At 69.2% G+C, this 26,980-nt stretch carries 22 protein-coding genes; 11 read left to right on the top strand and 11 right to left on the bottom strand.

The genetic code is table 11. From position 1 onward, the window contains the following. Positions 1 to 64: 64 nt before the first annotated feature. Positions 65 to 1,576: a hypothetical protein gene (locus tag ACZ3I4_RS20920; RefSeq protein WP_465383633.1), complete on the bottom strand. Its 1,512-nt coding sequence runs from the start codon at positions 1,574 to 1,576 to the stop codon at positions 65 to 67. Positions 1,577 to 1,669: 93 nt separating this feature from the next. After that, entirely contained in the window at positions 1,670 to 2,650 is a 981-nt protein-coding gene (locus ACZ3I4_RS20915; protein WP_465383632.1) for a LacI family DNA-binding transcriptional regulator, read from the bottom strand. A gap of 280 nt (positions 2,651 to 2,930) precedes the next feature. Here ACZ3I4_RS20915 and ACZ3I4_RS20910 point away from each other — a divergent pair, with 280 nt between their 5' ends. The 4 genes from ACZ3I4_RS20910 to ACZ3I4_RS20895 are packed head-to-tail and all read left to right on the top strand — an operon-like array spanning position 2,931 to position 8,028. Continuing rightward, positions 2,931 to 4,247, top strand: coding sequence for an ABC transporter substrate-binding protein (locus ACZ3I4_RS20910; protein ID WP_465383631.1), 1,317 nt, complete (start codon positions 2,931 to 2,933; stop codon positions 4,245 to 4,247). 60 nt (positions 4,248 to 4,307) lie between these two features. After that, positions 4,308 to 5,261, top strand: a complete 954-nt coding sequence (locus ACZ3I4_RS20905) for a carbohydrate ABC transporter permease (protein WP_465383630.1) — start codon at positions 4,308 to 4,310, stop codon at positions 5,259 to 5,261. A gap of 12 nt (positions 5,262 to 5,273) precedes the next feature. Next, positions 5,274 to 6,080 carry a carbohydrate ABC transporter permease gene (locus ACZ3I4_RS20900; RefSeq protein ID WP_465383811.1) on the top strand — a complete coding sequence of 269 codons (807 nt, stop codon included), beginning with the start codon at positions 5,274 to 5,276 and terminating at the stop codon, positions 6,078 to 6,080. Between the two features lie 4 nt (positions 6,081 to 6,084). After that, a complete protein-coding gene (locus ACZ3I4_RS20895; RefSeq protein WP_465383629.1) occupies positions 6,085 to 8,028 on the top strand; it encodes a glycoside hydrolase family 127 protein in 1,944 nt (647 codons plus the stop codon). 63 nt (positions 8,029 to 8,091) lie between these two features. On the opposite strand, the gene ACZ3I4_RS20890 is transcribed toward ACZ3I4_RS20895, so the two are convergent. Both ACZ3I4_RS20890 and ACZ3I4_RS20885 read right to left on the bottom strand, forming a co-directional pair. Further along, on the bottom strand, positions 8,092 to 9,540 hold the full coding sequence (locus tag ACZ3I4_RS20890) for a family 43 glycosylhydrolase (RefSeq protein ID WP_465383628.1): 1,449 nt from the start codon (positions 9,538 to 9,540) through the stop codon (positions 8,092 to 8,094). 30 nt (positions 9,541 to 9,570) lie between these two features. Continuing rightward, a complete protein-coding gene (locus ACZ3I4_RS20885) occupies positions 9,571 to 12,957 on the bottom strand; it encodes an MGH1-like glycoside hydrolase domain-containing protein (RefSeq protein WP_465383627.1) in 3,387 nt (1,128 codons plus the stop codon). A gap of 307 nt (positions 12,958 to 13,264) precedes the next feature. Between ACZ3I4_RS20885 and ACZ3I4_RS20880 the strand changes: the two genes are divergently transcribed. Together ACZ3I4_RS20880 and ACZ3I4_RS20875 are read left to right on the top strand one after the other, a co-directional pair. Further along, positions 13,265 to 15,760, top strand: coding sequence for a glycoside hydrolase family 127 protein (locus tag ACZ3I4_RS20880; protein WP_465383626.1), 2,496 nt, complete (start codon positions 13,265 to 13,267; stop codon positions 15,758 to 15,760). Position 15,761: 1 nt separating this feature from the next. Next, positions 15,762 to 16,826 (top strand): cellulose binding domain-containing protein, encoded by a 1,065-nt coding sequence (locus ACZ3I4_RS20875; RefSeq protein WP_465383625.1) that lies wholly within the window; start codon positions 15,762 to 15,764, stop codon positions 16,824 to 16,826. 50 nt (positions 16,827 to 16,876) lie between these two features. On the opposite strand, the gene ACZ3I4_RS20870 is transcribed toward ACZ3I4_RS20875, so the two are convergent. After that, positions 16,877 to 17,893, bottom strand: coding sequence for a LacI family DNA-binding transcriptional regulator (locus ACZ3I4_RS20870; protein ID WP_465383624.1), 1,017 nt, complete (start codon positions 17,891 to 17,893; stop codon positions 16,877 to 16,879). Positions 17,894 to 18,039: 146 nt separating this feature from the next. On the opposite strand from ACZ3I4_RS20870, the gene ACZ3I4_RS20865 reads away from it, so the two are divergent. After that, entirely contained in the window at positions 18,040 to 19,554 is a 1,515-nt protein-coding gene (locus tag ACZ3I4_RS20865) for a cellulase family glycosylhydrolase (RefSeq protein WP_465383623.1), read from the top strand. Between the two features lie 51 nt (positions 19,555 to 19,605). On the opposite strand, the gene ACZ3I4_RS20860 is transcribed toward ACZ3I4_RS20865, so the two are convergent. Both ACZ3I4_RS20860 and ACZ3I4_RS20855 read right to left on the bottom strand, forming a co-directional pair. Further along, positions 19,606 to 20,019: a hypothetical protein gene (locus ACZ3I4_RS20860; RefSeq protein ID WP_465383622.1), complete on the bottom strand. Its 414-nt coding sequence runs from the start codon at positions 20,017 to 20,019 to the stop codon at positions 19,606 to 19,608. A gap of 40 nt (positions 20,020 to 20,059) precedes the next feature. Continuing rightward, positions 20,060 to 20,530, bottom strand: coding sequence for a MarR family winged helix-turn-helix transcriptional regulator (locus tag ACZ3I4_RS20855; RefSeq protein WP_465383621.1), 471 nt, complete (start codon positions 20,528 to 20,530; stop codon positions 20,060 to 20,062). 70 nt (positions 20,531 to 20,600) lie between these two features. Between ACZ3I4_RS20855 and ACZ3I4_RS20850 the strand changes: the two genes are divergently transcribed. Then, positions 20,601 to 21,233 (top strand): maleylpyruvate isomerase family mycothiol-dependent enzyme, encoded by a 633-nt coding sequence (locus tag ACZ3I4_RS20850; RefSeq protein WP_465383620.1) that lies wholly within the window; start codon positions 20,601 to 20,603, stop codon positions 21,231 to 21,233. Between the two features lie 50 nt (positions 21,234 to 21,283). On the opposite strand, the gene ACZ3I4_RS20845 is transcribed toward ACZ3I4_RS20850, so the two are convergent. Further along, a complete protein-coding gene (locus tag ACZ3I4_RS20845) occupies positions 21,284 to 21,415 on the bottom strand; it encodes a hypothetical protein (RefSeq protein ID WP_465383619.1) in 132 nt (43 codons plus the stop codon). Positions 21,416 to 21,447: 32 nt separating this feature from the next. Between ACZ3I4_RS20845 and ACZ3I4_RS20840 the strand changes: the two genes are divergently transcribed. The 3 genes from ACZ3I4_RS20840 to ACZ3I4_RS20830 are packed head-to-tail and all read left to right on the top strand — an operon-like array spanning position 21,448 to position 23,617. After that, complete coding sequence (locus ACZ3I4_RS20840; RefSeq protein ID WP_465383810.1) at positions 21,448 to 21,810, top strand: cation transporting ATPase C-terminal domain-containing protein; 363 nt, start codon at positions 21,448 to 21,450, stop codon at positions 21,808 to 21,810. A 38-nt stretch (positions 21,811 to 21,848) separates the two neighbouring features. After that, positions 21,849 to 22,721 carry a universal stress protein gene (locus tag ACZ3I4_RS20835; protein ID WP_465383618.1) on the top strand — a complete coding sequence of 291 codons (873 nt, stop codon included), beginning with the start codon at positions 21,849 to 21,851 and terminating at the stop codon, positions 22,719 to 22,721. A 32-nt stretch (positions 22,722 to 22,753) separates the two neighbouring features. Then, entirely contained in the window at positions 22,754 to 23,617 is an 864-nt protein-coding gene (locus tag ACZ3I4_RS20830) for a universal stress protein (RefSeq protein WP_465383617.1), read from the top strand. A gap of 88 nt (positions 23,618 to 23,705) precedes the next feature. Here the strand turns inward: ACZ3I4_RS20830 and ACZ3I4_RS20825 are convergent, their stop codons facing one another. The 3 genes from ACZ3I4_RS20825 to fucP form a co-directional block, all read right to left on the bottom strand. Continuing rightward, positions 23,706 to 23,990: a CBS domain-containing protein gene (locus ACZ3I4_RS20825; protein ID WP_465383616.1), complete on the bottom strand. Its 285-nt coding sequence runs from the start codon at positions 23,988 to 23,990 to the stop codon at positions 23,706 to 23,708. 205 nt (positions 23,991 to 24,195) lie between these two features. After that, on the bottom strand, positions 24,196 to 25,482 hold the full coding sequence (locus ACZ3I4_RS20820; protein WP_465383615.1) for an ABC transporter substrate-binding protein: 1,287 nt from the start codon (positions 25,480 to 25,482) through the stop codon (positions 24,196 to 24,198). Next, complete coding sequence (fucP, locus tag ACZ3I4_RS20815) at positions 25,479 to 26,840, bottom strand: L-fucose:H+ symporter permease (RefSeq protein WP_465383614.1); 1,362 nt, start codon at positions 26,838 to 26,840, stop codon at positions 25,479 to 25,481. The genes ACZ3I4_RS20820 and fucP overlap by 4 nt, the downstream gene beginning before the upstream one ends. Positions 26,841 to 26,980: the final 140 nt, after the last annotated feature.

Genomic DNA, 26,980 nt, shown 5'->3' with positions numbered 1-26,980 from the left:
CGCGCCGATGGGTGCTATCACGACATGTTGCTGGTTCCGGGCCCGGCCAGGTTTCGGAAAGATGTCAGTGCCGGCGGGTGGCCACCCGGGCGACAGTGCCGGCGAGCAACAAGGCCAAGCCGACCAGGGCCACCGTGGGCGTGTCGGTGCCCGTGATCGGAAGGCCGCCACCTCCGCCTCCGCCGCCGTTGCCTCCGCCGTTCCCGCTGCCGCCTCCGGGGTTTGCGACCGCGGAGGTGATCACGATGGCCGCGCTGTTGTCGGAGGGGTTGGGGTCGCCGGCCGGAGGCGGGCCGAGGCGCTCGGTCTTGATGATGCCGCGCAGGGTGCCGGGCTTGTCGAGACGGAGCGTGAAGTCGAAGTCGACCGTCTTGCCGGGCAGGTAGGGCACGCCCGCGGTCGGCTCGGTGAAGCAGTAGAAGTTGCCGTCGCCGGCGTGGGCGCCGGCCGGGAACGGCGCGCCGGGCGGCGGGCGGTCGAAGTTGAACGGCTCGCACAGGCGGGAGTGCTTGACCACCGTGGTGCCCGCGGGCGGGGTCACCGTGACCTGCAGGTGGGAGCCGCCCTCCAGCCCGTAACCCTCGATGCGCGCCGGGCCGTTGTTGCGGACGCCGAGGCGTACGGGAATGGTCTGGCCGACCTTGCCCTTTGCCGTGGCGCCCTTCGCCGTGAAGTTGGACTGATTGACGCCGGTGACGGTGATGGCGAAGCTGTCCGCGTTGTCGTTGGGTTCGGTCTCGGTCTGCGGGTCGGCCAGCGTCGAGGGCACCGGGGCCAGCGCGAGCTCAGGGCCGGAGCCGGCCGGCCGCGGGCGGCCCAGATCGGCGTAGTCCTGCGCGGTGTACCACGTGAGGTTGGCCGACCACTGGCTCGGCGCCCACACGGCGTCGGCCGCGGTGAGCTGCCAGGGCGTGGCCAGCCGGTAGGCCTGACCCGGGGCCAGTTCGCTGTCGAACACGCAGGCGGCGCCGAACTCGGTGGGGGCGCAGTTGCTGTGACGGCCGGTGGTGAACCCGCGGACTGTGCTCAGCTCGACGACCACGCCGCCGGTCACCGGGTCGTCGCCGCTGTTGCGCACGCCGGCGGCCAGGCCGGTGGACGTTCCGGTGGCGAGCGAGACGTCGCCCTGGGTGTCGACCGCGGTGAGCGAGACCTGCTCGGCGATGGTGATCCGGCCGGTCGCGGTGGCCCGGGTGCGGCCGTCGACGACCGCTCGCACGGTCAGCCGCGCGGTCGCGCCCAGCGGGGCGCCGGGCTTGGCGGTCACCGAGACCGCGACGTTGCTGGCCGAGCCGGGGCAGGTGATCGTGGCTGTGGTGGTGACGCAGCCGGGATCGGTCCACGGCGCGACCGTGGCGATCGCGCTCACCGCGGCGATGTCGACCACCAGCCGGCCCCGTGTCGCTTCGGAGTACGGAAGCACCGAATATTCCAGCCGCATCGGCTTGGCGGCGCCGCCGGGCTCGACGCTGACGCTGGCCAGCTTCAGGTTCCAGGAGGGAGCGGCCTGGGCCGCGGCCCCGGGCACGATGGCGGCGATCAGGGCGATCAGGGCGACGCCGACGAGCCTGCGCATCCGTGGCTTCTCTCATCCGGGGGCGGGCGAACGAAGGGAGCGTACTACCGAATCGGCGCCGGTCGATGACGAATCGGCATGGCCGGTCCGCTCTCACTCCAGCGGCGCGGTCGACTCCCGGGTGACCAGGCGGCAGGGCAGGGTCTCCACGCCGGAGCCCAGGTTGCCGTCTATGGCCGTGAAGAGCCGCTGCGCGGCCAGGCGTCCCAGCTGCTCGAGGTTCATGTCCACCGTCGACAGCGGCGGGCGCGCGTTCGCGGCCAGGATATTCCAGTTGTCGAAGCCGATCACGGCCACCTGGGCCGGGACAGCCAGCTTCTCCTGGTGCAACACGTCCAGGACGCCCCGCGCGATCTCGTCCGAGCCGGCGAAGATCGCGTCGACGTCCGGGCAGCGCTGCAACAGCATCCGGGTGGCCCCGCGCCCCCAGGCCTCCGACCACGAGCCGAACCAGACGTGATCGCCGGCGAGCTCGAGTCCTTCCTCGGCCAGCCGGGCCAGTGCTCCGCTCGCCCTGTCCTGGGCCGCGCCGTAGGTGGCGTCGCCGGTGATGTGGGCGATCCGCCGCCTGCCGTATTGCAGGAGATGGTCGACCGCCAGCCGCCCGCCGCCCACGTTGTCGGTCACCAGGGAGAGATCCTCGGGGTCCTCCGAGGGCGAGTACGCGTAGACGACCGGCACGGGCAGATCGCGGCCGAGTGACGGCCGCGCGTCGGGGCGTGCGCCGACCACGATGAGCCCGTCCACCCGGCGCGACAGCAGCGCCCGCAGATGGTGGCGTTCGCGCATGTTGTCACCGCGGGCGTCGCAGAGGAACACCGAGATCTCGTCTATTCCGAACGCGTCCTCGGCGCCCATCAGGATCGGGATCGAGAACCGGCCCTCCAGGTCGGAGGTCAGCAGGCCGACGGTCCCGCTTCGTTGCGTGATCAGACCCTGGGCGAGGGTGTTCGGCGAGAAGGACAGTTGCTCGGCCGCGCGGACGACCCGCTCCCTGGTTTCGGCCCGGACCTGGGGCTGACCGTTGAGCGCTTTCGACGCGGTAGCCACCGACACGCCCGCCAGCTTGGCCACGTCACGAAGGGTGACCGTGCCATTGGCGACTTCTGCCCGGGTCCGCCGCCCTCGGGTCCCTTGCGGCGACGGCATCGAAGCACTTGACAACGGTTTTTCCTCCGTACTACGTTTCTGAAAACGTTTTCGGCACTGCTGGATACACCACTAGCAGTTTTGAGCGGCGCCTACCTGCTCTCACTCTGTCGATGCTACCTCCCTGCTCCGGCCGGACCGAAACTCGTTCGAAAATCCTCTCGGAATGCTGTTATCGGCATCCGGTATCTACCGGAGGTACGAATTGCGACTGGAAATAACACTGAGGAAGCTCCGCGATGCTGTCGCGGTCGCCGCCATCGCGAGCCTGGCGGCCACCGCCCTGGCCGCCTGCGGCGACGGCGGCAAGAGCGAGGCCGCGGCGCCCGCCGGCGCGGGCATCGACGGCATCGACGACGGCACGAAACTGACCCTGTGGACCCGGGCGCCGCTGGAACTGCAGGCGAAGGCACTCGTCCAGGCCTACAACGCGGGCCACAAGAACCAGGTCGCGCTGACCATCATCCCGAACGACGACTACGTAGCCAAGGTGGGCGCGGCCGCCGGCAGCGGCGATCTGCCCGACCTGTTCGCCGCCGACATCGTCTACGTTCCCAACTGGACCAAGGCCGGCCTGTTCACCGACCTGACCGACAGCATCGCCAAGCTCCCGTACGCCGAAAAGATCATCCAGGGGCATGTGCAGGCCGGCACCTACGAAGGCAAGAAGTACGTGCTCCCGTTCGTACTGGATCTGTCGGTGATGTTCTGGAACAAGAAGCTCTACAAGGAGGCCGGCCTGGACCCGGAGAAGGGCCCGACGACCCTCGACGAGTTCAAGAGCCAGGCGCTCGCCGTCCAGAAACTCCGGAAACCCGGCACTTATGGCACCTATTTCGGGGGCAATTGCGGCGGCTGCGATGTCTTCACCTGGTTCCCGATGATCTGGGCCAGCGGCGAAGAGGTCATGGGCGCCGACGGCAAGACCTCACTGCTGGCCGGCAGCGCCGCCCAGAAGGTCTACGGCACCTACCGGGAACTGCAGAACGCGGGCGCCGTCGCACCCGGTTCCAAGGACGACACCGGCGCCACCTGGGTTGCCGCCTTCCAGCAGGGCAAGATCGGCGTGATGCCGTACCCGGCCACGCTGCTGCAGACGGCGGCCAAGACGGTCGACGTCGGCGTCGCCGCCATCCCGGGAGTCGCCGGCGGCACGTCCACCTTCCTGGGCGGCGACGGCATCGGCATCTCGAAGGACACCAAGACCACCCAGCAGGCGTGGAACTTCCTGGCCTGGCTGACCTCCGAGAAGGCTCAGGTCGACGTGCTGGCCAAGAACGACAGCAGCGTCGCCCGCACCGACCTGGCCGACAATCAGTATTCGGCCAAGGACCCTCGAATCGTGACCATCAACCAGGCCGCCGCATCGCCGCAGAGCAAAACCCCCGTGGCGGTGAACTTCCAGCAGGCGTTCAACGCACCCGGCAGTCCCTGGGTCACCCTGCTGCGCAACCAGGTCTTCGGTGATCCGTCGAGCCTGACCAAGGACAACCAGGCTCTGACCGGAGTCCTCGGCCAGTGACGGCGTGGCGGCGCCCGGGCGAGTTCCGGGCGTCGCCTTCGACGAGAAGGACTGAGGACCGTGGCCATATCCTTCACCCCCGTCACCGACCGGGGCACCCCGCGCGCCGCACCGGCGACGCGGCAACGGCGCAGGCGGCGGCGCCGCGGGGACAAGCTCGCCGGCTGGGCCTATGCGGCGCCCACCGCCGTGTTCGTTCTGATCTTCTTCGTCGTGCCGATCGGCATCGTCGCCCGGATGTCCGCGTCCGACTGGACCCTGTTCGCCGGTGACCGCGGCTGGAACACGCCGGCGAACTACCAGAAGGCCCTCGACGACCGGCTGCTGTGGCCGGCGGTCTGGTTCACCGTCAAGTACACCGTCGTCACCACCGTGATCCTGCTCGGACTGGCGCTCCTGCTGGCTCTGCTGGTGCAGGAGTCGAGCCGGTGGACCGGGTTCCTGCGAACCTCGTTCCTGGTGCCGTCGGCCCTCGGCCTCGCCTCCGCCTCGCTGCTCTTCTACGCCCTCTACTCGCCGCAGAGCAGCCCGGTCAACACCCCGCTGCGCCTGCTCGGAGTCACCGACCAGCCCATCTCGTTCCTCGGCACACCGATGTCGGCCCTGTGGTCGACCGTGGCGCTGATCGTCTGGCGGTTCGCGGGGTTCTACATGCTGTTGCTGCTCGTCGGGCTGCAGAGCATCCCGGGCGAGGTCTACGAAGCGGCCCACCTCGACGGCGCCGGCCGGCTGCAGACCTTCCGGCACGTCACCTTGCCGTTGCTGCGCTCGTCGTTGGCGCTGTGCACGATCCTCTGCGTCACCGGCTCGCTGCTCGCCTTCGACCAGTTCTACATCCTGACCAAGGGCGGCCCGGACAACAGCACCATCACCATCGTCCAGCTCGTCTACAACATGGCCTTCGGCGGGCAGAACGACCTCGGTCGCGCCGCCGCCCTGTCGATCCTGGTGCTCGTCGCCCTGCTGGCCGTCAACGCCCTGCAGTTCCGCGGCCTGCGCGGCAAGGAGAACTGACCTGTGTTCCGGATGACGCGCACCCCGCAACACGTCCTCACCGGCGGGCTGGCCGTGCTCTTCCTGTTCCCGCTGGCCTGGGCCGTCATCGCGTCGGTCAGTCCGCAGGCCGGCACCGCGCAGACGTCCGGCTGGGGCCTCGGCAACTACCACACCCTGGCCAACTACCAGGACGGCATCGCGCAGTATCTGCTCAACTCGACCCTGGTGTCGCTCATGACCGTGGCCCTGACCCTCGTCGTGTCCCTGCTCGGCGGGTACGCCTTCGCGATGTTCCGGTTCCCCGGGCGCAACCTGCTCTTCCTCACGACCCTGGCCATCCTCATGGTCCCGTACGCCACCTTGCTGATCCCGCTCTACGTTCTGCTCAACCGGCTGGGACTGCAGAACTCGCTGGTCGGCCTGGCCCTGGTCCTGACCATGTTCCAGTTGCCGTTCGCCACGTTCATGATGCGCATCTCGTTCGAGGCGGTGCCCGGCGAGCTGCGGGAGTCGGCCCAGATCGACGGGTGCGGAAACGTCCGCGCGCTGCTGCACGTCCTGATCCCGGCGGTCCGGCCCGGCCTGGTCACCGTGGGACTGTTCGCCTTCCTGGCCGCCTGGAACGACTTCATCGCCCCGCTGGTGCTGATCAGCGACTCCAGCAAGACGCCCCTGCCGCTGGCCGTGGCCAACATGCGTCAGCAGGTCATGGGCATCGTCGACTACGGCGCCACCGAAGCGGGTGTGGTCGTCCTCGCGTTGCCCTGCATCGTGCTGTTCCTCGCCCTCCAGCGGCACTACGTCCGGGGCTTCATGTCCGGCGCACTCAAGGGATGACTCAGTGACCATCAATGAAGTAGTCCCCGCCCAAACCGTCCCCGGGACCTCCTGGATCGAGCGCGGTGGCACTCCGGCGGCGCCCAGCACCGGCCGGCTGCGGCCACTGGGCCTGCGCGAGGTGACCCTGCGGCCCGGCTTCTGGCAGCAACGCCAGCAGACCAATCAGTCGGCGTCGCTGGCCCACATCGAGCACTGGCTGGAACGCGCCGGCTGGCTGGGCAACTTCGACGCCGCCGTGCAGGACCGGCTGCCCGCGGCCCGGCGTGGTCGCGAGTTCGCCGACAGCGAGGTCTACAAACTGCTCGAGGCGATGGCCTGGGAGTACGGGCGCACCGGCGACCAGAGGCTGGACGCCCGCCTCCGGGCGATCGTCGCCCGTGTCGCCGCGGCGCAGGAACCGGATGGATATCTCAACACCAACTTCGGCCGGCCCGGGCAGCAACCGCGTTACAGCGACCTGGAGTGGGGCCACGAGCTCTACTGCTACGGCCATCTCCTTCAGGCCGGGGTCGCCCGGGCCCGCACGTTCGGCCACGACGAACTCGTCCAGGTCGCCCTGCGCGCCGCCGACCACGTGTGCGACGTCTTCGGTCCGGACGGGGTGGCCTCGGTGTGCGGCCACCCGGAGATCGAGCCGGCGCTCGTCGAGCTGTACCGCGTCACCGGACAGCGCCGATACCTGGACCAGGCACGGCTTTTCGTGGAGCGGCGCGGCCATCAGACCCTCGACGACATCGAGTTCGGCCGGGCCTACTTTCAGGACGACATGCCCGTACGCGAGGCCGGCGTGCTGCGCGGTCACGCCGTCCGCGCCGGCTATCTGGCGGCCGGGGCGGTGGATGTGGCCGTCGAGACCGGCGACACCGATCTGCTGGACGCGCTCGCCCGGCAATGGCGCACCACCGTGGCCCGGCGCATCTATCTCACCGGCGGGGTGGGCTCGCGCCACCAGGACGAGGCGTTCGGCGAGGACTTCTCGCTGCCGGCCGACCGCGCCTATTCCGAGACCTGCGCCGCTGTCGGCTCGATCATGTTCAGCTGGCGGCTGCTGCTCGCCCAGGGCGATCCGCGCTACGCCGACCTGATCGAGCGCACCCTGTTCAACGTCATCGCCACGTCACCGTCCGACGACGGCACCCGGTTCTTCTACACCAACACCCTGCATCAGCGGGTCCCCGGCATCGACCCGCCGGCCGACGCTCTGGTGCCCCGCGCGGCCTCCAGCTTGCGGGCGCCATGGTTCGCGGTCTCCTGCTGCCCGACCAACCTCGCCCGCACCTTCGCCGGGCTGGCCGCCTACCTGGCCACCACCGACGACGAAGGCATCCAGCTCCACCAGTACGCCGCCGCGTCCCTGGAGACGACGCTGCCCGACGGGCGTGGCATCGGCCTCGAGGTCGACACCGGGTACCCGGTGGACGGGCACATCGCGATCCGGATCGTCCGCACGCCGGCGGCGCCGTGGACGCTCACCCTCCGAATCCCGCCCTGGGCCACGAACGCCACCATCGAGGTCGACGGTCAGCTCAGCCCGGCTTCCGCGGGTTCGGTGGCGATCCGGCGCCGCTTCACCGCCGGTGAGGTGATCCGTCTCCACCTGCCGGTCCGGGCCCGGCTCACCATGCCGGATCCACGAATCGACGCCATCCGTGGCTGTGCGGCCGTCGAACGCGGCCCGATCGTGTTCTGCCTGGAGTCGACCGACCTGCCCGGCGGAGTTCCGCTCGACTCGCTCCGCATGGACGTGGCCACCGATCTCATCGAACGCGACGGTACGGTCTTCGCGACCTTCCACGCGAAGCCCGCTGACGACGGCGACTGGCCGTACGGGGAAGCCGTGACGACTGAGCCGGGCGCTTCCCTGCCGGTGCCGTTGCTGCCCTATCACCGGTGGGCCCGGCGCGGCCCGTCGGCGATGCGCGTCTGGATACCCGTCGACGACTGACCGGCTGGGTACAAGCTTGGGCCGGCCCGGGGATTCAGCCGCGGGCCGGCCCAAGCTGTGGTCCTACTCGCCGGACGGTGCCGTCAGGGTGACGCCGAGCCCGACCGGTTTGCCGAAGTTGGGCGTTCCGTCGGCGTTCCAGGTGAATTTCTGGGCGCGGGTGGAGCGGTTGAGATCGCAGTTGCCGCCCGGACTGGTGGTGGCGTGGTAGACGATCCAGTCCTCGGTGCCGTCGGGCGACTTGAAGAACCCGTTGTGACCCGGGCCGTAGACACCGGCGGCGTCGTTGCGCTGGAACACCGGGCTGCTCGACTTCACCCAGGACGACGCGTTGAGCGGGTCACCGCCGTTGTAGGTGAGCAGACCCAGCTTGTAGTCGGGCGTGGAGCAGTGTGAGGCGGAGAAGACGATGAAGGTCTTGCCGCCGTGCTGGATCGCCTCCGCGCCCTCGTTGACCGCTCCCCCGGCCGTCTCCCAACTGGCGGTGGGCGAGGACAGCAGGTGCCGGGAGCCGGCCGCGGTCCACGGGTTGGCCAGTTCGCGGATGAAGTTGGGCTGCGAGCCGTTGTAGTAGGTTCCGAGCAGATAGAGCTTGCCGTTGAGCTGCAGGATGCCCGGATCCAGTTCCCAGGTGTTGTTCTGGGTGGGGTCGAGCAGGTCCGCCTTGAAGCTGTACGGGCCCATCGGGTCGGTGCCGGCCGACTCCAGCACATGGATGCGCTGGGTGCCCAGATCGTAAGGCTCTCGCCCGGCCACGTAGTACAGGTACCAGCGCTTGCCGCTCGGCCCGTCGAGCAGGTGGAACTCCGGCGCCCACATGGTGCCGGCGCCGTTCGGGCGGCTGAGCGTGAAGACGGTCTGCTCGGCCGCGGACGCCAGGCCGCCGAGGGTGGCCGAGCGACGCATGGTGATCTTGTTGGTCCAGGTCGTCGTGGCCAGGTAGTAGTAGCCGTTGTAGTACGTGAGCCACGGGTCCGGGCCCTGCGCCTTGAGGGGGTTCGTGAAGGTGTGCGTGGTGCCGCCGGTCGGCGGCGGGCTCGTGGGCGGCGAAGTGGGCGGCGAAGTGGGCGGCGAGGCCGGCGGCGGCGTCGGTGTCACGGCGCCGGTGCAGGTCGTGCCGTTGAGCGCGAAACTCGCCGGCGCCGGGTTGCTGCCGGTCCGGGTGCCGTTGAAGCCGAACGAGACGGTCCCGTTCGTGGCGATGGCGCCGTTGTAGGACGCGTTGACCGCGCTCACCTCGCTGCCGCGCTGCGTCACGGTGGCGTTCCACGCCTGGCCGACCGTCTGCCCGGCGCCGAAGCTCCAGGTGAGCGTCCACCCGGTGATCGGCTCACCCAGGTTGGTGATGGCCACCCCGGCGCCGAAGCCGCCCTGCCACTGCGAGGAGACGGTGTAGTCGACCCGGCAACCGGCCGCCGCCGCACCCGCTGTGCCCGCCATCGTGACCGGCACGATCACCGCTGCCAGCACGACCGCGCTCGACAATGCCGCTGTGTGTGGGCTCTTTCTCATCGAGTCCGTCCTTCCGGAGTCCGGGTCATGTCAGTTCACGACGATCCGGTCGAAGTCCGGCGACCAGCCGGTGGTGTTGCTGAAGCGGATGGTGTTCGCGCCCGCGGCCAGGGTGACCGTCAGGCTGACCGCGCCGATCGTGTCGAAGTCACCGGTTCCCGGCGTGGCCAGGCTGACCGGGCTGCCCCCGTTGACGCTGACCTGAGTGGATCGGTCGTCGGCGGAGGCGTAGTAGACGGTGATGGAGTGGCTGCCGGCGGTGCTGCTGACATTGTTGATCTGCAGGTAGTTGGCCGGTCCGTCACCGATGTAGCCGACCACGGACCCGCCCGAGGCGCTCGGTGAGGAACGGACCGCGGCCTGCCCGGCCAGCGTGTTACCGCCGGCCTCGGCCTCGAACGAGGTGCCGGTCGGCGGAGTTGTGCCGCCGCCGCGGTTGAAGGCCTGCACCTCGGTCAGGCCCGCCTTCGAGCCGCTCGCATGGGTCACGAGCACCCGCAGCCGCTGCGTGCTGACCGGGGTGAACCGCACCTTGTTGAGGTTGCCCTGCGGAGTGCCGGGCGTCTTGACCTGACCGGCTACGTCGGCCCACGCGCTGCCGTTGTAGTACTGCACCGTGTACGACGCGGGCGCCCGGTACGTCGTGCTGGCCGGTCGGCTGTCCTTGAAGTACAGCCGCATCTCGTCGACCGTCTTCGTCTGCCCGAAATTGAGCTCGTACCAGTCCTGGCCGCTGGGTGATCCGGCGGCGCCCCAGAACGGCTCGTTGGTCGGGTAGCCGTTGACGGCCGCCGCGGCGGTCGTGCCGCCGGCGGTGAACGAGGTCGACACGGCCGCGCCGGAGGCCAGGTTGACGGTGCCCGGAGTCAGGTCGACGCCGGCCTTGGCCAGCAGGTCGACCGTGCCGGCCTCGCTGAAGGCGACCTGGTTCGGCGCCCGCAGCCCGGCGACCGCGGTCGAGAAGCCGACGGTGGCGGTCGTGGTCACCGCGCCGGTGGCCGGGTCCCAGACCAGCGGCGCCAGCTTGTTGATCGTGGCGACCCGGCTGCCGTTGATGAAGATCGAGTAGCCCTCCGGCACGCCCGGGTAACGGCTCACGCCGTCGGACGGGTCGTCCCAGACGATCGACAGGTCGGCATTGCGGTAGCGGACGTTGTTGACCGCGAAGTTGGGCCAGCCGATGTTGATCGGCGACAGCTCGACCTTGTTGTCGTTACGCTGCCGCAGCCCCGCCACGTCCTCGATGATCGTCCAGTTGCTGCTGCCGAGGATGTTGTGGTGGATCCAGGAGCGGTAGTCGATGTGCTTGGTCGCAGGGTTCCAGTTGGCCCAGAACTCATTGGCGTCCGGCCAGGCGGTGTTGCCGTCCACGTACTGCGCCCAGGCGTTCCAGTAGAGCAGCTTCTTGTAGTCCTCGGTGCTGATCCACTGGTTCGGGTAGTTGCGCAGCACCGAGGAGAAGAGCCGGAACTGCACCGTCGAGTTGATCGTCGAGAAGTTGTTGCTGCCCGGGTTGCCCTGAGCGGCCGCGGCGGCCTTGTCCTTCTGGTTCGCCGTGTAGAACGGGAAGACCGGGTATTCCGCCGGGTCGGCGAACAGGCGCAGAGCCTGCTTGTACTGGTCGGTGCCCGGCATCAGGCCGACGGCGTACGGGTAATAGTTGTTGATCTCTTTCCACGGGTTGAACTGGTTGGTCGGCACGACCTTGTGCTCGAGCAGGTTGCGGCTCGGGTTCCAGAGGGTGCCGACGATCGCGTTCTTGATCCGGTCGGCCAGGGTGCGCATCTCGGCCGCCTTGGCGCTGTTGCCGGCCGCGTCATAGGCCTGCGCGGCCGCCATGGCGCCGCTGTACTGGTAGGCGCCCTCGGCCCGGTCAAGGTTGCTCCCCGGCGCGTAGTCGAACGACACGGCATCCGCGTCGTTGCCGGTCAGCGCGCCCCAGTTGTACTCGATGATGCCGTTCTTGTTGCCGTCGTACGTGTTCAGCTGCCCCTTCGCGTCGCCCTCGGCGTAGTAGGCGAGGTTGGCCGCGATCGAGGGCTGGCCACCGTGCAGCTGATAGCTGCGCCACGCCGCCTCGGCGATGTACTGGGTGTAGCTGTTCGACCAGTTCTCCGGGTCGCCCGGGTTGTCGAGGAAGCGGCCGCCCTTGGAGATCTGGCCGGCCGAAAGCCAGTCACCGTAGGAGTATTTCGGGTCGCGCAGGTACTTCAGGTCGTCGATGTGCATCGGCTGGGTGAGCGCGATCGCGTTGTTGTAGCCGAGCACGCCCTCGACCGAGGTCGGGAACTGGTAGGTCTGGCCGGGGATGTCGGCGTCGAGGTTGTTGAACCGCATCAGCCACCAGCGGTAGTAGATCTCCTTCTTGATCGCGGGCTCCGGCACGTCGATGTAGGGCACGTTGTCGGCCCACCATTTGTTGTACAGACGTACGTGGGTGGCGAACGCGGTGTCGGGCGTGGCGTCCCGGTAGGTCGCGTAGTCGGTGGCCGATTCCGGGATCTCCTTGGCGATGAAGCCCATGACTATCTTGGTCTGCACCGTCTGCCCGGCCCCGACGGTGATCGACCGGCTCAGGCCGCCGCCGGACACGCTGAAGCCGTCGCCGGAGAGCTTGGTGGTCAGCGTGGTCAAGCCGTTCTTGACGCCGGTCGAGCCGGTCAGCTCGTTGCCACTGCCGGCCGACGCGTACGGCGAGGTGGCCCGCAGCGTCAACGTGCTCGAGGCTGATCCGTTGTTCTTGATCGCGAGGTTGGTGACCAGCACGTTGTTGTCCGTGATGAATTTGGTCTCGGTGGCCTGCAGCGATCCGCCGGCATAGACGCTGCGCCAATGGCTGGGCGTCTGCCGGCGCTGGGCGGGCTGCTCGCTGAAGGTGCCGGGGCTCAGCGTGATCGCGTACGCGTTGGCGTCGCTGATGCTCTCCCAATAGGCGACCTTGCCGCCGAAGCCGAGGACCGCCGGGTTGTGCTGCTTCATGAACACGGCCCGGCCCCTGGTCATCAGGATGCCGCCGTCGGCGTCGGACGGATCGTTGCCACCGGAGCGGGAGAGCAGCCGGTCCATCCAGAAGTCGGTGCCGTTCTTCTCGGAGTCGTAGATGGACTGCATCATGTTGCCGGTCGTATAGCCCACCGGGGGCTGGGGTATGGCCGCCCCGGTGAAGACCGGGTAACCGATGGTCTGCGCGGCCCGCGCCGGATCGGCGACAACCGTCACGGCGGCCACGCTCGCCAGCGCCGTGACCGCGGCCATGCTGACCGCCCGGCGCCACCGCGGATGAGCGGCACGCGCCGTCGTGACCGGACCCCTGGTTCGGCGGCGGACCCCGGCGAGCGACGCCGCGGCGAGCCGGGGATGTTTCTTGCGGGCGGTTGCCGTCGGTGGCTCGGGCAACCGGCCCATCTCTGCGGTCATAGAGCCGTCCTTTCGGTCGCGCGCCACCGCGGCGGGCCGGGGGCAGGTACCACCGGGCGCTGGGCGCACCGACCCGTGGACGGCTGGCGCTGGGGTTAACGTTAACGAAAACCTTTTCAGGACCGTAGCATCGCATTTGGGCTTGTCAATATGGACGAGCGCTGCAGACCGTTGACAACGGATTTTGTCACTGCCACGATGCCGAAAAGGTTTTCGTCCATTTCGGAGATCGCGATAGTTCACCCGCCGAGGCCGGGAAAGACAGCAGGCCGTCCGCGGGGCGCGATGACTGCGCGAAAGGATCCCCATGTCCCTCTCCGGCCCGGTGTCCCGCCGGACCCTGCTGCGTGCCGGCGCCGCCGGCACGGCCATCCTCACCGGCACGGCCACCGGTGCGCTGACCCTCGGCGGCGCGGCCGGCGCGCGTCCCGATACCGGCGTCTCCGCACACCCGTTCCCGCTCACTGCGGTCCGATTGGCCGCGGGCAGCCCGTTCGCCGCCAACCAGGCCCGGACTCACGCGTACCTGACCTTCCTCGACCCGGACCGGCTGCTGCACACGTTCCGGCTCAACGTCGGACTGCCGTCCCCGGCCACCCCCTGCGGCGGCTGGGAATCCCCCACCACCGAGTTGCGCGGCCACACCACCGGCCATCTGCTGACCGCGCTCGCCCAGGCGTACGCGTCCACCGGCACCGCCGCGTTCAAGACCAAGGGCGACAGCATCGTCGCCGTGCTCGCCCAATGCCAGGCCCGCGCCGCGACCGCCGGGTTCAACCCCGGGTACCTCAGCGCTTTCCCGGAGAGCTTCATCGATCGGGTGGAGGCCCGGCAGGCGGTCTGGGCGCCCTATTACACCCTGCACAAGATCATGGCCGGGCTGCTCGACATGCATCTGCTGGCCGGCAACGCCCAGGCGCTGACCGTGCTGCTCGGCATGGCCGGCTGGGTGAAGGCCCGCAACGACCGGCTGACCCAGGCGCAGCGGCAGAACATGCTCGACACCGAGTTCGGCGGCATGAACGAGGTGCTGACCAACCTTTACCAGGTGACCGGGGATCCGGCGCACCTGGCCGCGGGCCAGCACTTCGACCACGCCGAAATCTTCGATCCGCTGGCCGCCGGCGTCGACAGCCTGAACAACTACCACGCCAATACCCAGATCCCCAAGGCGCTCGGGGCGATCCGCGAGTACCACGCCACCGGCACCACCCGGTACCGGACGATCGCGGCGAACTTCTGGGACATCGTGATCCGCGACCACACGTACGTGATCGGCGGGAACTCCAACGGCGAGTACTTCAAGGCGCCCGGGCGGATCGCGACCGAGCTGTCGGACACCACGGCCGAGTGCTGCAACTCGTACAACATGGCCAAGCTGACCCGGGAGTTGTTCCGCACCGACCCGTCCCGCGCAGGCTACTTCGACTACTACGAACGCGTGCTCTACAACCACGTGCTGGCCTCGCAGGACCCGTCGTCGGCCCACGGCTTCCAGTGCTACTACGTGCCGCTGCGGGCCGGTGGGATCAAGGCCTACAGCAACGACTACCAGAGCTTCGTCTGCTGTCACGGCACCGGGATGGAGAGCAACACCAAGTACGGCGACAGCGTGTACTTCCACGACGGCGCCGAGCGGCTGTGGGTCAACCTGTTCATCCCGTCGGTGCTGACCTGGCCGGGCCGGGCCATCAGCGTACGGCAGGAGACCGCGTTCCCCCAGCAGGGCAGCACCCGGCTCACCATCACCGGGGCGGGCCGGATCGACCTGCGCGTGCGCATCCCCGCCTGGGCGGCCGGCGCCCAGATCCGGCTCAACGGCGCCGTCCAGGCCATCCCCGCCGCCCCCGGCACGTACGCGGTCCTCGATCGCAGCTTCGCCTCCGGGGACGTGGTCGACGTCAGCCTGCCGATGGCCCTGCGCCGTTCGGCGGCCCCGGACAACGCCGCGGTGCAGGCGGTCGAGGTCGGTCCGATCGTGCTCGCCGGCGCGTACGGCACCACGAACCTGTCCGCCCTGCCGGCCCTGCAGCCGGCAACCCTCACGCCGACGGCGGATCCGTTGCAGTACACCGCGACCGCGAGCACCGGGAGTGTGTCCTTGGTGCCGTTCTACCGGATGCACGGTCAGCGGTACACCGTCTACTGGACGGTGACCGGCGGGCCTCCGCTCCCGGCCTTCGTCGCCCACTACCGGTTCGACGAGTCGACCGGCGCCAGCGCCGCCGACGCCACCGGCAACGGCCGGACCGCCACGCTCACCGGGGGAACGTGGACCTCCGGGCGTACGGGAAACGCGGTCCGATTGAACGGCAGCGGGGACCACGTCACCCTGCCGGCCGGCATCCTGGCCGGTGCGACGGCCTTCAGCGTCGTCTGCTGGGTGCGGCTCGACAGCGCGACCGCCTGGACCCGGGTGTTCGACTTCGGCACCGGGGCCGGCGCGAACATGTTCCTCACCCCACGCTCGGGCTCCGGCACCGCCCGGTTCGCCATCACTGCCACCGGCGCCGGCGGCGAACAACGCATCGACGCCCCCGCCGCCCTCCCGACCGGCAGCTGGGTGCACGTCGCGGTCACCAAAACCGCGAATCTCGGCATCCTGTACGTCGACGGTGCCGAGGTCGCCCGCAACTCCGCCATGACGCTGGGCCCGGCCGCCCTCGGCTCGACCACCGGCAACTGGATCGGCCGCTCGCAATACGCCGATCCCTACCTGGCCGCCGCGGTGGACGACTTCCGGGTCTACAGCACGGCGCTGGCCGCTGCGGACATCGCCGACCACTATCGAGGAGAGGTGTGAAATGCCGACACGACGTACGGCCGTGGCCGTGCTCGCCTCGGCCGCGTGCCTGGCTGCGGCGGGAGTGACGACCGCGGCCACCGCCCAGGCCGCGGCGGCCGGATGCCGGGTCTCCTACGCCATCGGCGCCCAGTGGGCCGGCGGCTTCACCGCGAACGTGACGCTGACCAACCTCGGCGACCCGGTCCCGAATTGGACTTTGCGCTGGAGTTTCGGCGGCGGGCAGACGATCGCCCAGGCGTGGAGCGCCACGGCGGCCCAGAGCGGCAGCGCCGTCAGCGTCAGCAACGCGAGCTGGAACGGCTCCCTCGCCACCAACGGCAGCACCTCGTTCGGGTTCAACGGCACGGCGGGCGCCTCCAACCCGGTGCCGGCCGGCTTCACCCTCAACGGCGTGGCCTGCACCGGCGGCGTGACCCCCACGTCCCCTCCGGCTTCCGCGACACCCTCACCCACGGTGCCGGGCAACCCGCCGGCGCGGACGGTGCGCGTCTTCTGGCTCAAGCCGACGGACGTGGCGTTCGACCAGCGCTACCCCAGCGGGATCACCGACGTCATGGTCGAGGCGCAGCGCTTCTTCAAGCAGCAACTGGGCAAGACGTTCACTCTCAACAGCCCGGCCGTCGAGGTGGTCAACGGTCTGCACGACACGAATTGGTACATCAACAACAACTGCACCCCCGGCGGCGACCGGTACGCCTGCGTCATCTTCAACATGCAGGGCGAACTGCAGCAACGCTTCGGCCTCAACAACCCCGACAGCCGATGGCTGATGGTCGCCGAGGTCAGCGCCGAGGAGGCCGGCAAGTCCGGCGGCGGGGGTCAGCCCGGCTGGGTGCTGCTCAGTGGCCACGACGCCGACGGCGCGGCCGGCAAGACCGAGCCGATGCCACGCTGGTACGGGGGAATGGTCCACGAACTGGGCCACGCCTTCGGACTGCCGGATGCCAGTTCCACCGACGGCACGTGCATGTCCGCCTCGTTCTACGGCTACCCGAACTGCACCTTCAACCAGACCCAGAAGAACGGAATCCTCAACGGCCGGTACGGCACCTTCCTGTCCTGACCGCCGACCGGGGCGACTCCGGGGCACCCGCTCCGGCGTGCCGTCGCGGATCAGGGTGGTGGTGGACCGGTGCTGGCGCGAACGGTCAGGCGGGTCGGGCTCTCCGGCTCGGATCCGGGGCTACGGCCGTCGATCACATCGAGCATCACTTGAGCGGTGTGCCGGCCGTACCCCTGGATGTCGCGGGTCAGCGCGGTGAGCGCGGGCCGGACCAGCACGCAGAGCTGCGAGTCGTCACCGGCCAGGATCGACAGGTCCTGGGGTACGGCGAGGTTCATCTCCTGGGCGACATTGAGCGCGGCGGCGGCCATGACGTCGTTGTCGAACATGATCGCGGTGGGCCGGTCGCGCTGGGACAGCAGGGTCCGGGTCACCCGCGCGCCCTCCTCCCAGGTGTAGTCGGTGGCGACGACCCGGGGGTGGCCGAGCCCGTGGGCGAGCATCGCGGCCCGGAACGCCGCGATGCGGACCTGGGTATGGTCGAGCGCGGCCAGCCCGGCGACCCGGATGATCTCGCGGTGGCCGAGGGCGACGAGATAGTCCACGCCCGCGGTGACGGCCGCGGCGTCATCGGTCCAGACGGCCGGCAGCGCGGTGTCGTCCCGCTGCCGGCCGACCAGGACGGCGGGGATGCCCAGGTTGTCGAGGACCGGAATGCGGGAGTCGTCGGTCCACAGGTCGGTGATGACCATGCCGTCGACGCGTCGCTCGGCCCAGCACAACCGCATCGCGTCGATGGCGGCCTGGTGGTCGTCGACGAACTGCAGCAGCAGGGCGATGTCGTGGCCGGAGAGCCGGCCCTCGAGCCCGGCGATGAACCGCATGAAGAACGGCTCGACGCCCAGGGTGTCGGGCGGACGGGCGATGATCAGGCCGACGCTGTGGGCCCGGGACCCGGACAGCGACCGGGCCGCCACGCTCGGCCGCCAGCCGATCTCGTCGGCGATCTGCAGGATGCGCTTGCGGGTCGCGGCGGAGACCCCGGGGCGGCCGTTGAGCGCGTACGACACGGCGCCGGTCGAGACACCGGCCCGTGCCGCTATCTCGGCGATGGTCGGCCGTTTCATGCGCTGCCCTCCCACCACCAGCTTAAGCGCTTAAGCACGCACCCGCGCAGGATTTCCGTGCTGCCAACCTTCTTGACTTAAGGGCTTAAGTCGTCGACGTTGTGGGAGCGCTCCCATAGAGATGTGTCCATGAAAGGAGAGCTGCGATGAACAACCGCGTTGCCCTGGTGGCAGCGGCGGCGGCCAGCCTGATCGTCGCCAGTGGATGGGCGGCGGTATCCACCGCATCGGCCGCCACCGCCGGCTGCTCAGCAACCTATACGGTCGCCAGTCAATGGCAGGGCGGGTTCCAGGGTGGTGTCTCCTTCACCAACCTCGGCGACCCGCTGACCACCTGGAAGCTGGAGTTCGACTTCCCCGCCGCCGGTCAGGCCGTCACCCAGGGCTGGAACGCCACCTGGTCGCAGTCCGGCGGTCACGTCACCGCCTCGAACGCCGGCTGGAACGGCACCGTCGCCACCGGCGGGTCCGTCACACTCGGCTTCATCGGCGCGATCACCGGCGCCAACCCGGCGCCCACCTCCTTCAGCGTCAACGGCGTCCGGTGCACCGGCTCCACCACCCCGCCGACCACCCCGCCCAGCACGCCGCCGTCCACGCCGCCCAGCACTCCACCGTCCACCCCGCCCGCCGGAGGTGCCGCACCCGCGCTGCACGTGTCCGGCAACAAGCTGGTTACCGCGACCGGGGCGACCTACCGGCTGCTCGGCGTCAACCGCTCCAGCGGGGAGTTCGCCTGCGTGCAGGGCAAGGGCATGTGGGACGGCGCCCCGGCCGACCAGGCCGGCATCGACGCGATGAAGGCCTGGAACATCCACGCCGTACGGATCCCGCTGAACGAGGACTGCTGGCTCGGCCTGTCCGGCTCGCCGAGCGGCCCGGAGTACCAGCAGGAGGTCAAGAAGTTCGCTGACGCGCTGGTGGCCAACGGCATCACGCCGATCCTGGACCTGCACTGGACGCACGGCCAGTACACCGGCAACATCTCGGCCTGCGCCGACGTCAACGCGACCTGCCAGAAGCCGATGCCCAGCATGCAGTACACGCCGCAGTTCTGGACCGGCGTGGCAACCATGTTCAAGGGCAACAACGCGGTCGTCTTCGACCTGTTCAACGAGCCCTACCCGGACGCCTCCAACAACTGGTCGGACGCGGCCGCGGCGTGGAAGTGCCTGCGGGACGGCGGGACCTGCACCGGCATCGCGTACGAGGTGGCCGGCATGCAGGATCTGCTCGACGCGGTCCGGGCCACCGGCGCCACCAACGTGGTCATGAGCGCCGGGCTGACCTGGACCAACGACCTGAGTCAGTGGCTCGCCTACAAGCCGGTCGACCCCACCGGCAACCTGATGGCGTCGTGGCACACGTACAACTTCAACGCCTGCGTCACCACCTCCTGCTGGGACACCCAGGTCGGCACGGTGGCCGCCCAGGTGCCGGTGCAGGCGGGCGAGATCGGCCAGGACACCTGCGCGCACGACTACATCGACCAGGTGATGGCGTGGGCCGACACGCACGGCGTCGGGTACACCGCCTGGACCTGGAACCCGTGGGGCGGCTGCGCCAGCGGCGGCAACGTCCTCATCGAAGACTGGAACGGCACCCCGACCAAGACGTACGGCGAGGGCTACAAGGCCCACCTGCTCACCGTACGGCCCTGATCCATCCCGGCCGGTCTGCCCCGACATCGTCGCGGCAGGCCGGCCGCACGCTTACCCAGCTAGGTTCTTTCGACGCGCATACCAGAAGTACCCGGCGAGCAGGAGATAGAGAGCGGCGAAACATGCGGCGGCGGTGTGCTCGCTTGGTGGCGTACGGGCAAATGCAGCACTACATGTGAGCAGAACCGCGAGGACCGCCAGCGTCAGGACTATGCCGGTGTCGCTGCGGGTCCACCCTTTCACCGCACTTCCCGGGCCGCGTTGCGCTTGCCTCGTAAGTTCGGCCGTCAGAGCGGACGTCGCCAGCACCACCAGAACAAAAGGCACCACGGTCAGCCATGGATCCTCCACGTTGTCGAAGAGCTCAGCACCGCAACCCGCCGCAAGGATGCTCAACAACAGGGTCCGGGAAGTCCGGCCCGGCACTCCACCGGCCACGTCCTGCCCTCCTCGCAGCTCACGCATGTTGTTGCCCGGACCCTAATTGTCTTCATGCCTCGTGGCGTCACTGATACGGGTCGGTGATCTCGCGGAGCTGAGTCAAGAGCTGGTGCAAGCGTACGGTGGCTCGCCGGCCGAGATGACGGGTCCACTCCTGCTGCACCACTACTTCGGTCTGCCGCGCCACCTCTTGCGCGGCGAGTCCCCGGTCGGCGAAGGTCACCAGCCGTGCCCGCGCGTCGGCCGGGTCGGGAAGGCGGCGCACATATCCGGCGCGTTCCAGCTGATCGACCATGAAGGTGGCGGTCTGCTTGGTGACCCGGGCCTGCTCGGCGAGATCGGTTAGCCGGGTGCCCTCGGCGCCGACCCGGGCCAGCACGCGCGCCTGAGCCACGGTGATGTCGTCGAACCCGGCCGCGGCGAGATCGGCCAGGACGCGGTCCTCCATGGATCGCTGGACGATGAAGCACAACAGCCCGATGTTGAGCGGTCCGCCGTCGGCCCCGGTCCCCTCATGATCAGAGTGTTCCGGCACGCACCACTCCTTGACAGTAGTCAGAGTTTCGAATCATTCTAGTACCATATTCGAACCAAAGGGGAGCGCCGTGGACGAGGATGCGGTGTGGCGTGCGATCGACGACGAACGCACCGGACTGGCCGGCCTGCTGGACGAGCTCGAGGACACTCAGTGGCGTACGCCGTCACTCTGCCGGGACTGGACGGTGCGCGACGTCGCCGCGCATCTGACGCTGGCCCACACCGGACCGCTCTCCGCGACGATCTCGCTGGTCCGTGCCGGCGGCGGCTTCAACCGGATGATCCGGGACACCGCCATCAGACAGGCGCGCCTGCCGGTCGAGGAGTACCCGCGACGGTTGCGCGCCATGGTCGGCTCGCGCCGCACCGCGCCGTTCGTCACCCCGCTCGAGCCCCTGATCGACGTCCTGTGCCACGGCCAGGACATCGCCCGCCCACTCGGACGCTCCCATCCGATGCCGGTTGCCGCAGCCGTTGCCGCCGCGGACCGCATCTGGGCCCAGCCGTTTCCGTTCCGGGCGCAACGCCGGCTGCGTGGCTTCGAACTGTCGGCCACGGACGCGCCGTGGCGCGTCGGTTCCGGCGTCCGGGTGGAAGGACCGATCGCCGCGCTGCTCCTGCTGGTGTCGGGCCGACCGGCCGGCCTGGCCGATCTGACAGGGCCCGGAGCACCGAGGCTCGCCGGCAAGTTGGCGACGTGACTGCCCCCTGATCGGCCCGGCGGGACGCGCTCGGCCGATCTCACGTGTGGTCATCGATGGGCGAGACGGCGCGCGCCGGAAACAGCTCCGCCGACGCCGGCGGCGACCAGAACGACGAGGACCGTGCTCGACACGGGCAACAGGATGGCGTATCCCGCCGCGATCAGATTGCGCTTCAACATGATGGCCCTCCTTCTTCGGTGCCGGGCCTTTCCTGACACCTCCAGGAGACCGCTTCCAGCACCACCGCCGGCAGAGGCGAAGGCACACCCTCGGGAGGTCTTTCGCCCAGCTCGGTGTCGCCCTCGCGGTCCGCGCCAAGGCGGCGCCCGGCGTGTCGCGCAACTGGTCGCTGGTCGCCGCCGTCGCGATATCCGGGCTTCTGCAGGTCGCGGGCGTCCTGCTGCCACCGCTGCAGGCGCTGCTCGGCACCGAGGCGTTGAGCGTTCCTGTTCTGCTGGCGTGTGCCGCCGTCGCGGTGCTTCCTGGGCTTGCCCTGCGCCTGGTTCACCGCCGGCCGTCGGGACCTCCGGCCCCTCGGGAGAGGACCTGCCACCCTGCCCGGGCGCATGGATGAGGCCGACGATGGAAGGAGAGACCGAGAGGGGAACGGCCATGAACACCAAGGCCATCGTCGTCGGCACCGACGGCACCGACTCGAGCACCATCGCCGTCGACTGGGCGGCTCACGAAGCCCGCCGCCGCCATCTGCCGCTACGCATCGTGCACGCCTTCGACTTCGAGTGGGAGGGCGCCCGATACAACGTCGGATGCGAGTTCATCGACATCGCGCGAAGGGTCGCCGAGGCCGTCGTGGCCGCGGCGTGGGACCGGGCCCGCGACATCGCACCGGACATCAGCATCGAGACAGAGACCCTCATCGGGCTCGCCGCCCCACGATTGCTCGAAGCAGCCGGCGGCGCCGGGCTGCTGGTGCTCGGCAGCCGGGGCCGCGGCGGCTTCACCGGCCTGCTGCTCGGTTCGGTCAGCCAGCGCGTCGCCACGCACGCGTCCAGCCCGGTCGTTGTGGTTCGGGGGAAGGCCACCAGTGCGAACGGACCGATCGCCGCCGGCGTCGACGATTCCTCCACCGCCGGCCTCGTGCTGGAGACTGCCTTCACCTCGGCGGCCGAGCACGACTGCCCGCTGACCGTCGTCCGCGCGTACCTCCCGGCGATTCCGCTCTGGCTGTCCGATGTGGCACCGCCCACGGTCGATACGCCCCAGCAGGACGCCGCCGAAAGTGAACGACTGGAGGAACAGCTCGCTCCTTGGCGGGCGAAGTACCCGGATGTGCCGGTCGAGACGGTGGTGACCCACGAGAGCGCCGCCTTCGCCCTCGAGCGGGAATCCCGGCGGTCCCGGCTGGTCATCGTCGGTAATCGCGGACACGGTCTGATCGCCGGCGCGTTCCTGGGTTCGACGACCCTGCAGCTGCTGCACCACGCCGCCTGCCCGGTCTTCGTCACCCGCCCGCAACCGGTCTGAGAACCAGACATCTCCCGAGAGGAGAAGCCATCATGACCGCCCGAAGAATCATCGTCGGCTACGACCGTTCCCCCGACGCCAAGGCAGCCGCTCAGTGGGCACTCGACGAAGCCGCCCGTACCGGAGCAGTGGTGGAGTTCCTGTACGCCTACGAATGGCCCACCTGGTTGCCCGCGACCTCCACAGTTCCCGCCCCGTCCGTCTGGCCGGACGGCGAGACCGACCGCGCCATCAAGGGCACCCTGCACGAGGCCGTCGCCTCGGCCAAGCAGACCCATCCGTCCGTACGGGCGCACATCGCGATCGTCAGCAACAGCGCCGCGCTCGAGCTCATCGGCCGCTCCGCCGGCGCGAGCCTGATCGTGCTGGGCTGCCGCGGGCACAGCGCCGTCACCGGCCTGCTGGGCTCGGTCAGTGTCGCGGTGAGCGCACATGCTGAGTGCCCCGTCATCGTGGTACGCGGCACGGCTGCCGCGGACGCCCCGGTTGTGGTCGGCGTGGACGACTCCGCGTCGGCGCAACTCGCGCTCGGCTTCGCCGTCGAGCAGTCCGCCGCCCGCAACGTCGGCCTGCGCGTGATCCGTGCGTGGGCGCCGGTGACCGGCCTGTGGGAAGAGACGCCGTTGGTGACCCGGACCGTGACCACGGACGAACGTCGCCCGTTCGACGAGCTCGTCGCCGGCTGGCGCGAGAAGTATCCGGAGCTGGACATCTCGGCCGACGCGGTGGTCGCCCACCCGGCGGCGGCACTGGTCGAGGCCAGCAGGAGCGCCCAACTGCTGATCGTTGGGACGCGAGGTCGCGGGGCCACACTCGGCATGCTGCTCGGGTCCGTCAGCCAGCACTTGCTGCGCCACTCCGGCTGCACCGTGGCCGTGATCCACGGCAAGAGGTGAAGCCAGGTGGGCGGCGCCGCGGCGCCGGCAGTCGAGCCTGATCAGGGCCACCCGCGACCGGGCGGCCCTGATCGGGATGTTCCGCCGGTCACGACACCGGAGCTCCGGTGCACGGCGACATCACCTCGGACACCATCCCGGGCCGCTCGGCCGGGTCGGTTTCCGAGATGCGGCGCAAGTGGGCCGTCGGGTCCATCGGAACCCGATGCCACAGCAGGTCGCTCTCGCTGACCATGCCGACCACTTGCCCGTCGTCGTCGACCACAGGCAGCGTGGTGACGGCCTTGGCCGCCGTCAGCTGGGCCGCGCTTTCCACCGAGGCGGTCTGCACGACGGTGTGCACCGGGCTGGACATGATGTCCTTGGCGCGCATGACGTCACCTCTCGGCCATTTGCAGGGTCAAGTCGACGGATGCCGTGCATCGGCTGCCCGGCGGCCGCCGCCTTCGCCGCGCCGGTGCCGGTCGGGATGATGTTGACCGCGGCGATGCGGTAAGTCATCGCTGTCCTCCCGCCTTCGTTCGTACCTTCAGCCTCGCGCCGCGGCCGGATCGGCGGCAGGGCCGAAGGACCCGGGCTCAGCGTTGCGGGATCCGGTCGTTCGAGACGGCGTTTTGCAGGTCGTCGGCGAAGGAGTCCGGGCTTCGGGTGCGTACGTAGGTCGAAACGGCATCGTAGAAGCCCTCCTGGAAGGTGGGGCTCATCGCCTCGCCGTGGGCCACGGACAACAGCACCGTGGAGGACCAGAGAGCTTTCGAGCTCTGCTGCTGATAGGCCGGGAGCGTGGCGATGTCGACATCTCGCAGGACCGGAACGGACCCCTTGGCCTTGCTGAAGGCGATCTGGGTCTCCGGCGTGCCGATGCTCTGCAGGAAGCCGAGCGCGTTCTTCGCGTTCTTCGCCTTGGTGGCGGCCACGAAGACGTCGACCACGGCGAGGAAACTGGCGTCGGTGCCGGGGAAGGCCGTGGCGCCGAAGTCCGTGCCCTCCTTCGCCCCGGCGGCGAGCAGTTCCCCGTACGCCGAGTCGTTGACGGACTCGAAGGCACAGCCGCCGGTTGCGAGTTTCTTGGTCGCGGCGTCCCAGGTCAGCGCACCGGCGTCGGGGTCGGCGTAGGTGAGGATGTCGCCGAAGGTCTGCAACGCCGTCCGCACCTTGGCGCCGCGCCAGTCGAGCCGGTCGCCGGCCATGTCCTGCCACCCGGTGGTGCCGATGGTGCTGAGCAACGTGTTCTCGAACAGCTCGGCCGTCGTGAACGGGTCCTGGCCGCCCAGGCACAACGCCGTCGCGCCTGACTCCTTGACCTTGCGCAGGTCGCTCACGAACGTGGCGAGGGTGTATCCGGCGGCCGGCGGTGTAACGCCCGCCTTCTCGAGCAGGCCCGTGTTGAACCACAACACGTTGCTGCGATGGGCCCCCGTCGGCACCCCGTACGGCTTGCCGTCGCGGTTGAGTGATTGCCGGATCGCCGGCTGCATCTGGGAGCTCCCGGCGCCGGTCAGCACGGAGGAGACGTCACGGATCGTCCCGCGCGCGGCGTAGCCCTGAACCGACTTGCCGGTGAAGGTCTGCCAGACGTCCGGTGGGTCGCCGGCCTGCAGTCGTTGGGCCAGGGTCACGATCGCCTGCGAGCCGGCGCCGCCCGCGACTGCCGCGTTGACCGGTTCGACACCCGGGTTGGCCTGCCGGTACGCGTTCAGCAGGAGGTTCAGGGCGGCCGCCTCCGAGCCGGAGGTCCACCAGGACAGGACCTCGAGCTGCTTGCTGTCCTTCGTCGCGCTGGTCGGCTCGTCGCTGCCACAGCCGGTCGCGGCAAGAGCCATGGCGACCACGACCGTCGCGGCTACGTAGCGCCGGGCGCTCATGCCGCGCTCCCGGTGGTCGCGCCGGCCGGGGCGGCGGGGTGGGGCCCCGTACGGGCAACGAGGTCGAAAACCGCGTAGAGACCGACGACGGTGAAGCAGACGGCGGGCACGACGAACGAGATCGCCGCACTCGTCGCATCGACGAGCTTGCCCTGAATCACCGGCATGACGGCACCTCCCACAATGGCCATCACCAGACCGGCGGCGCCGAACTTGGTGGCCGGGCCGAGGCCCTTGAGGGCGACGCCATAAATCGTCGGAAACATCAGCGACAGGCAGAAGGAGACGGCCACGAGCGCGTAGACACCAGCCAGATTCGGGCTGGCCATGGCGAAGACGCACAGCAGCACGGCCAGGAAGGACAGAATCGTGAGGACCTTGGTGGCCCGTACCCGGCCGATGACCCACGTCATCACGAAGCGGGCGGCCAGGAAGACCAGCAAGCTGATCTGCAGGTAAAGGCCGCCTTTCTGCAGACTGCCGCCGAGCGCCTGCTGAACGTACTGGATCAGATATGTCCAGGTGCAGACCTGGGCCGCGACATTGAAGAACTGGGCAATGACGCCATAGCGATAACGCTTGTTGCGCCACAGCACCCGGGCCATGTGGCGGGTACTGGTGTCGTCGCCCGGACCAGCATCCGGGAATTCCTCGACTATCGGCGGCGCCTTCTGCGCGGCGATGGCAACGGCGATCATCAGCAAAACGAAACCGAGACCGAGGTACGGGCCCATCACCGCGCCGAGTTCGCCGGCGCGGATCGTATGCAGCTGGGCCGGTGACAGAGATCCGACGTCCACCGGGTCGGCCAGTTTGGGAAGAATGAGCGTCGAGGCGAGCAGGACCCCGATGTTCGTGCCGACCGGGTTGAATGCTTGAGCGAGATTCAAGCGCCGGGTGCCGGTTTCCTCCGGCCCCAGGGAGAGCACGTACGGATTCGCCGAGGTCTCGAGGATCGAGCAGCCGGCCGCGATGGCGAACAATGCCACCAGAAAAGCTTCGTAAGTCATGATCTTGCTGGCCGGGTAGAACGCGAACGCGCCGGCCGCCGCGAGGACAAGACCGGTGAGAATTCCTACCTTGTAGCCGAAGCGCTGGTTGATGAAGGCGGCCGGCAGTGCCAGCAGGAAGTACGCCCCGAAGTAAGCCAGCTGGACCAGGGACGCCTGCAGTGTGCTCATGTCGAAGATGCGCTTGAAGCCGGCCACCATCGGGGTGGTCAGGTCCGCCGCCACGCCCCAGGCGGTGAAGCAGCCGATCAGGGCGATGAACAGAACGACCATGCCGCGGCCGATCAGCGGTTCCCGCCCGGCCCGCTCGTTCCCGGCCGCGGGGGACGTCGTGGTGGCGCTGGCCATCGAGGCTCCTCAAAATTCGTAACAGCGGTTTCCCGTACGCAAAAAAGAAGTGCGTGACGCCAGAAAGGGCGGCGCATAATTGTCGCCACTCGATGTCGATAGCATCGGCGAAGGCCCCCGCCTCTGGCACGTTACATCGC

This window comes from Actinoplanes sp. NPDC021490 (genome assembly GCF_055562135.1).
Note: the sequence above shows the minus strand (reverse complement) of the source record. Positions and strands in the feature narration are given on the sequence as shown.

Excerpts from the sequence above, each read along its gene's own strand:
- ACZ3I4_RS20920 (WP_465383633.1), bottom strand. The coding sequence starts at position 1,576 with ATGCGCAGGCTCGTCGGCGTCGCCCTGATCGCCCTGATCGCCGCCATC.
- ACZ3I4_RS20900 (WP_465383811.1), top strand. The coding sequence starts at position 5,274 with ATGACGCGCACCCCGCAACACGTCCTCACCGGCGGGCTGGCCGTGCTC.
- ACZ3I4_RS20890 (WP_465383628.1), bottom strand. The coding sequence starts at position 9,540 with ATGAGAAAGAGCCCACACACAGCGGCATTGTCGAGCGCGGTCGTGCTG.
- ACZ3I4_RS20885 (WP_465383627.1), bottom strand. The coding sequence starts at position 12,957 with ATGACCGCAGAGATGGGCCGGTTGCCCGAGCCACCGACGGCAACCGCC.
- ACZ3I4_RS20880 (WP_465383626.1), top strand. The coding sequence starts at position 13,265 with ATGTCCCTCTCCGGCCCGGTGTCCCGCCGGACCCTGCTGCGTGCCGGC.
- ACZ3I4_RS20875 (WP_465383625.1), top strand. The coding sequence starts at position 15,762 with ATGCCGACACGACGTACGGCCGTGGCCGTGCTCGCCTCGGCCGCGTGC.
- ACZ3I4_RS20870 (WP_465383624.1), bottom strand. The coding sequence starts at position 17,893 with ATGAAACGGCCGACCATCGCCGAGATAGCGGCACGGGCCGGTGTCTCG.
- ACZ3I4_RS20865 (WP_465383623.1), top strand. The coding sequence starts at position 18,040 with ATGAACAACCGCGTTGCCCTGGTGGCAGCGGCGGCGGCCAGCCTGATC.
- ACZ3I4_RS20860 (WP_465383622.1), bottom strand. The coding sequence starts at position 20,019 with ATGCGTGAGCTGCGAGGAGGGCAGGACGTGGCCGGTGGAGTGCCGGGC.
- ACZ3I4_RS20845 (WP_465383619.1), bottom strand. The coding sequence starts at position 21,415 with ATGTTGAAGCGCAATCTGATCGCGGCGGGATACGCCATCCTGTTGCCC.
- ACZ3I4_RS20835 (WP_465383618.1), top strand. The coding sequence starts at position 21,849 with ATGAACACCAAGGCCATCGTCGTCGGCACCGACGGCACCGACTCGAGC.
- ACZ3I4_RS20830 (WP_465383617.1), top strand. The coding sequence starts at position 22,754 with ATGACCGCCCGAAGAATCATCGTCGGCTACGACCGTTCCCCCGACGCC.
- ACZ3I4_RS20825 (WP_465383616.1), bottom strand. The coding sequence starts at position 23,990 with ATGCGCGCCAAGGACATCATGTCCAGCCCGGTGCACACCGTCGTGCAG.
- ACZ3I4_RS20820 (WP_465383615.1), bottom strand. The coding sequence starts at position 25,482 with ATGAGCGCCCGGCGCTACGTAGCCGCGACGGTCGTGGTCGCCATGGCT.
- fucP (WP_465383614.1), bottom strand. The coding sequence starts at position 26,840 with ATGGCCAGCGCCACCACGACGTCCCCCGCGGCCGGGAACGAGCGGGCC.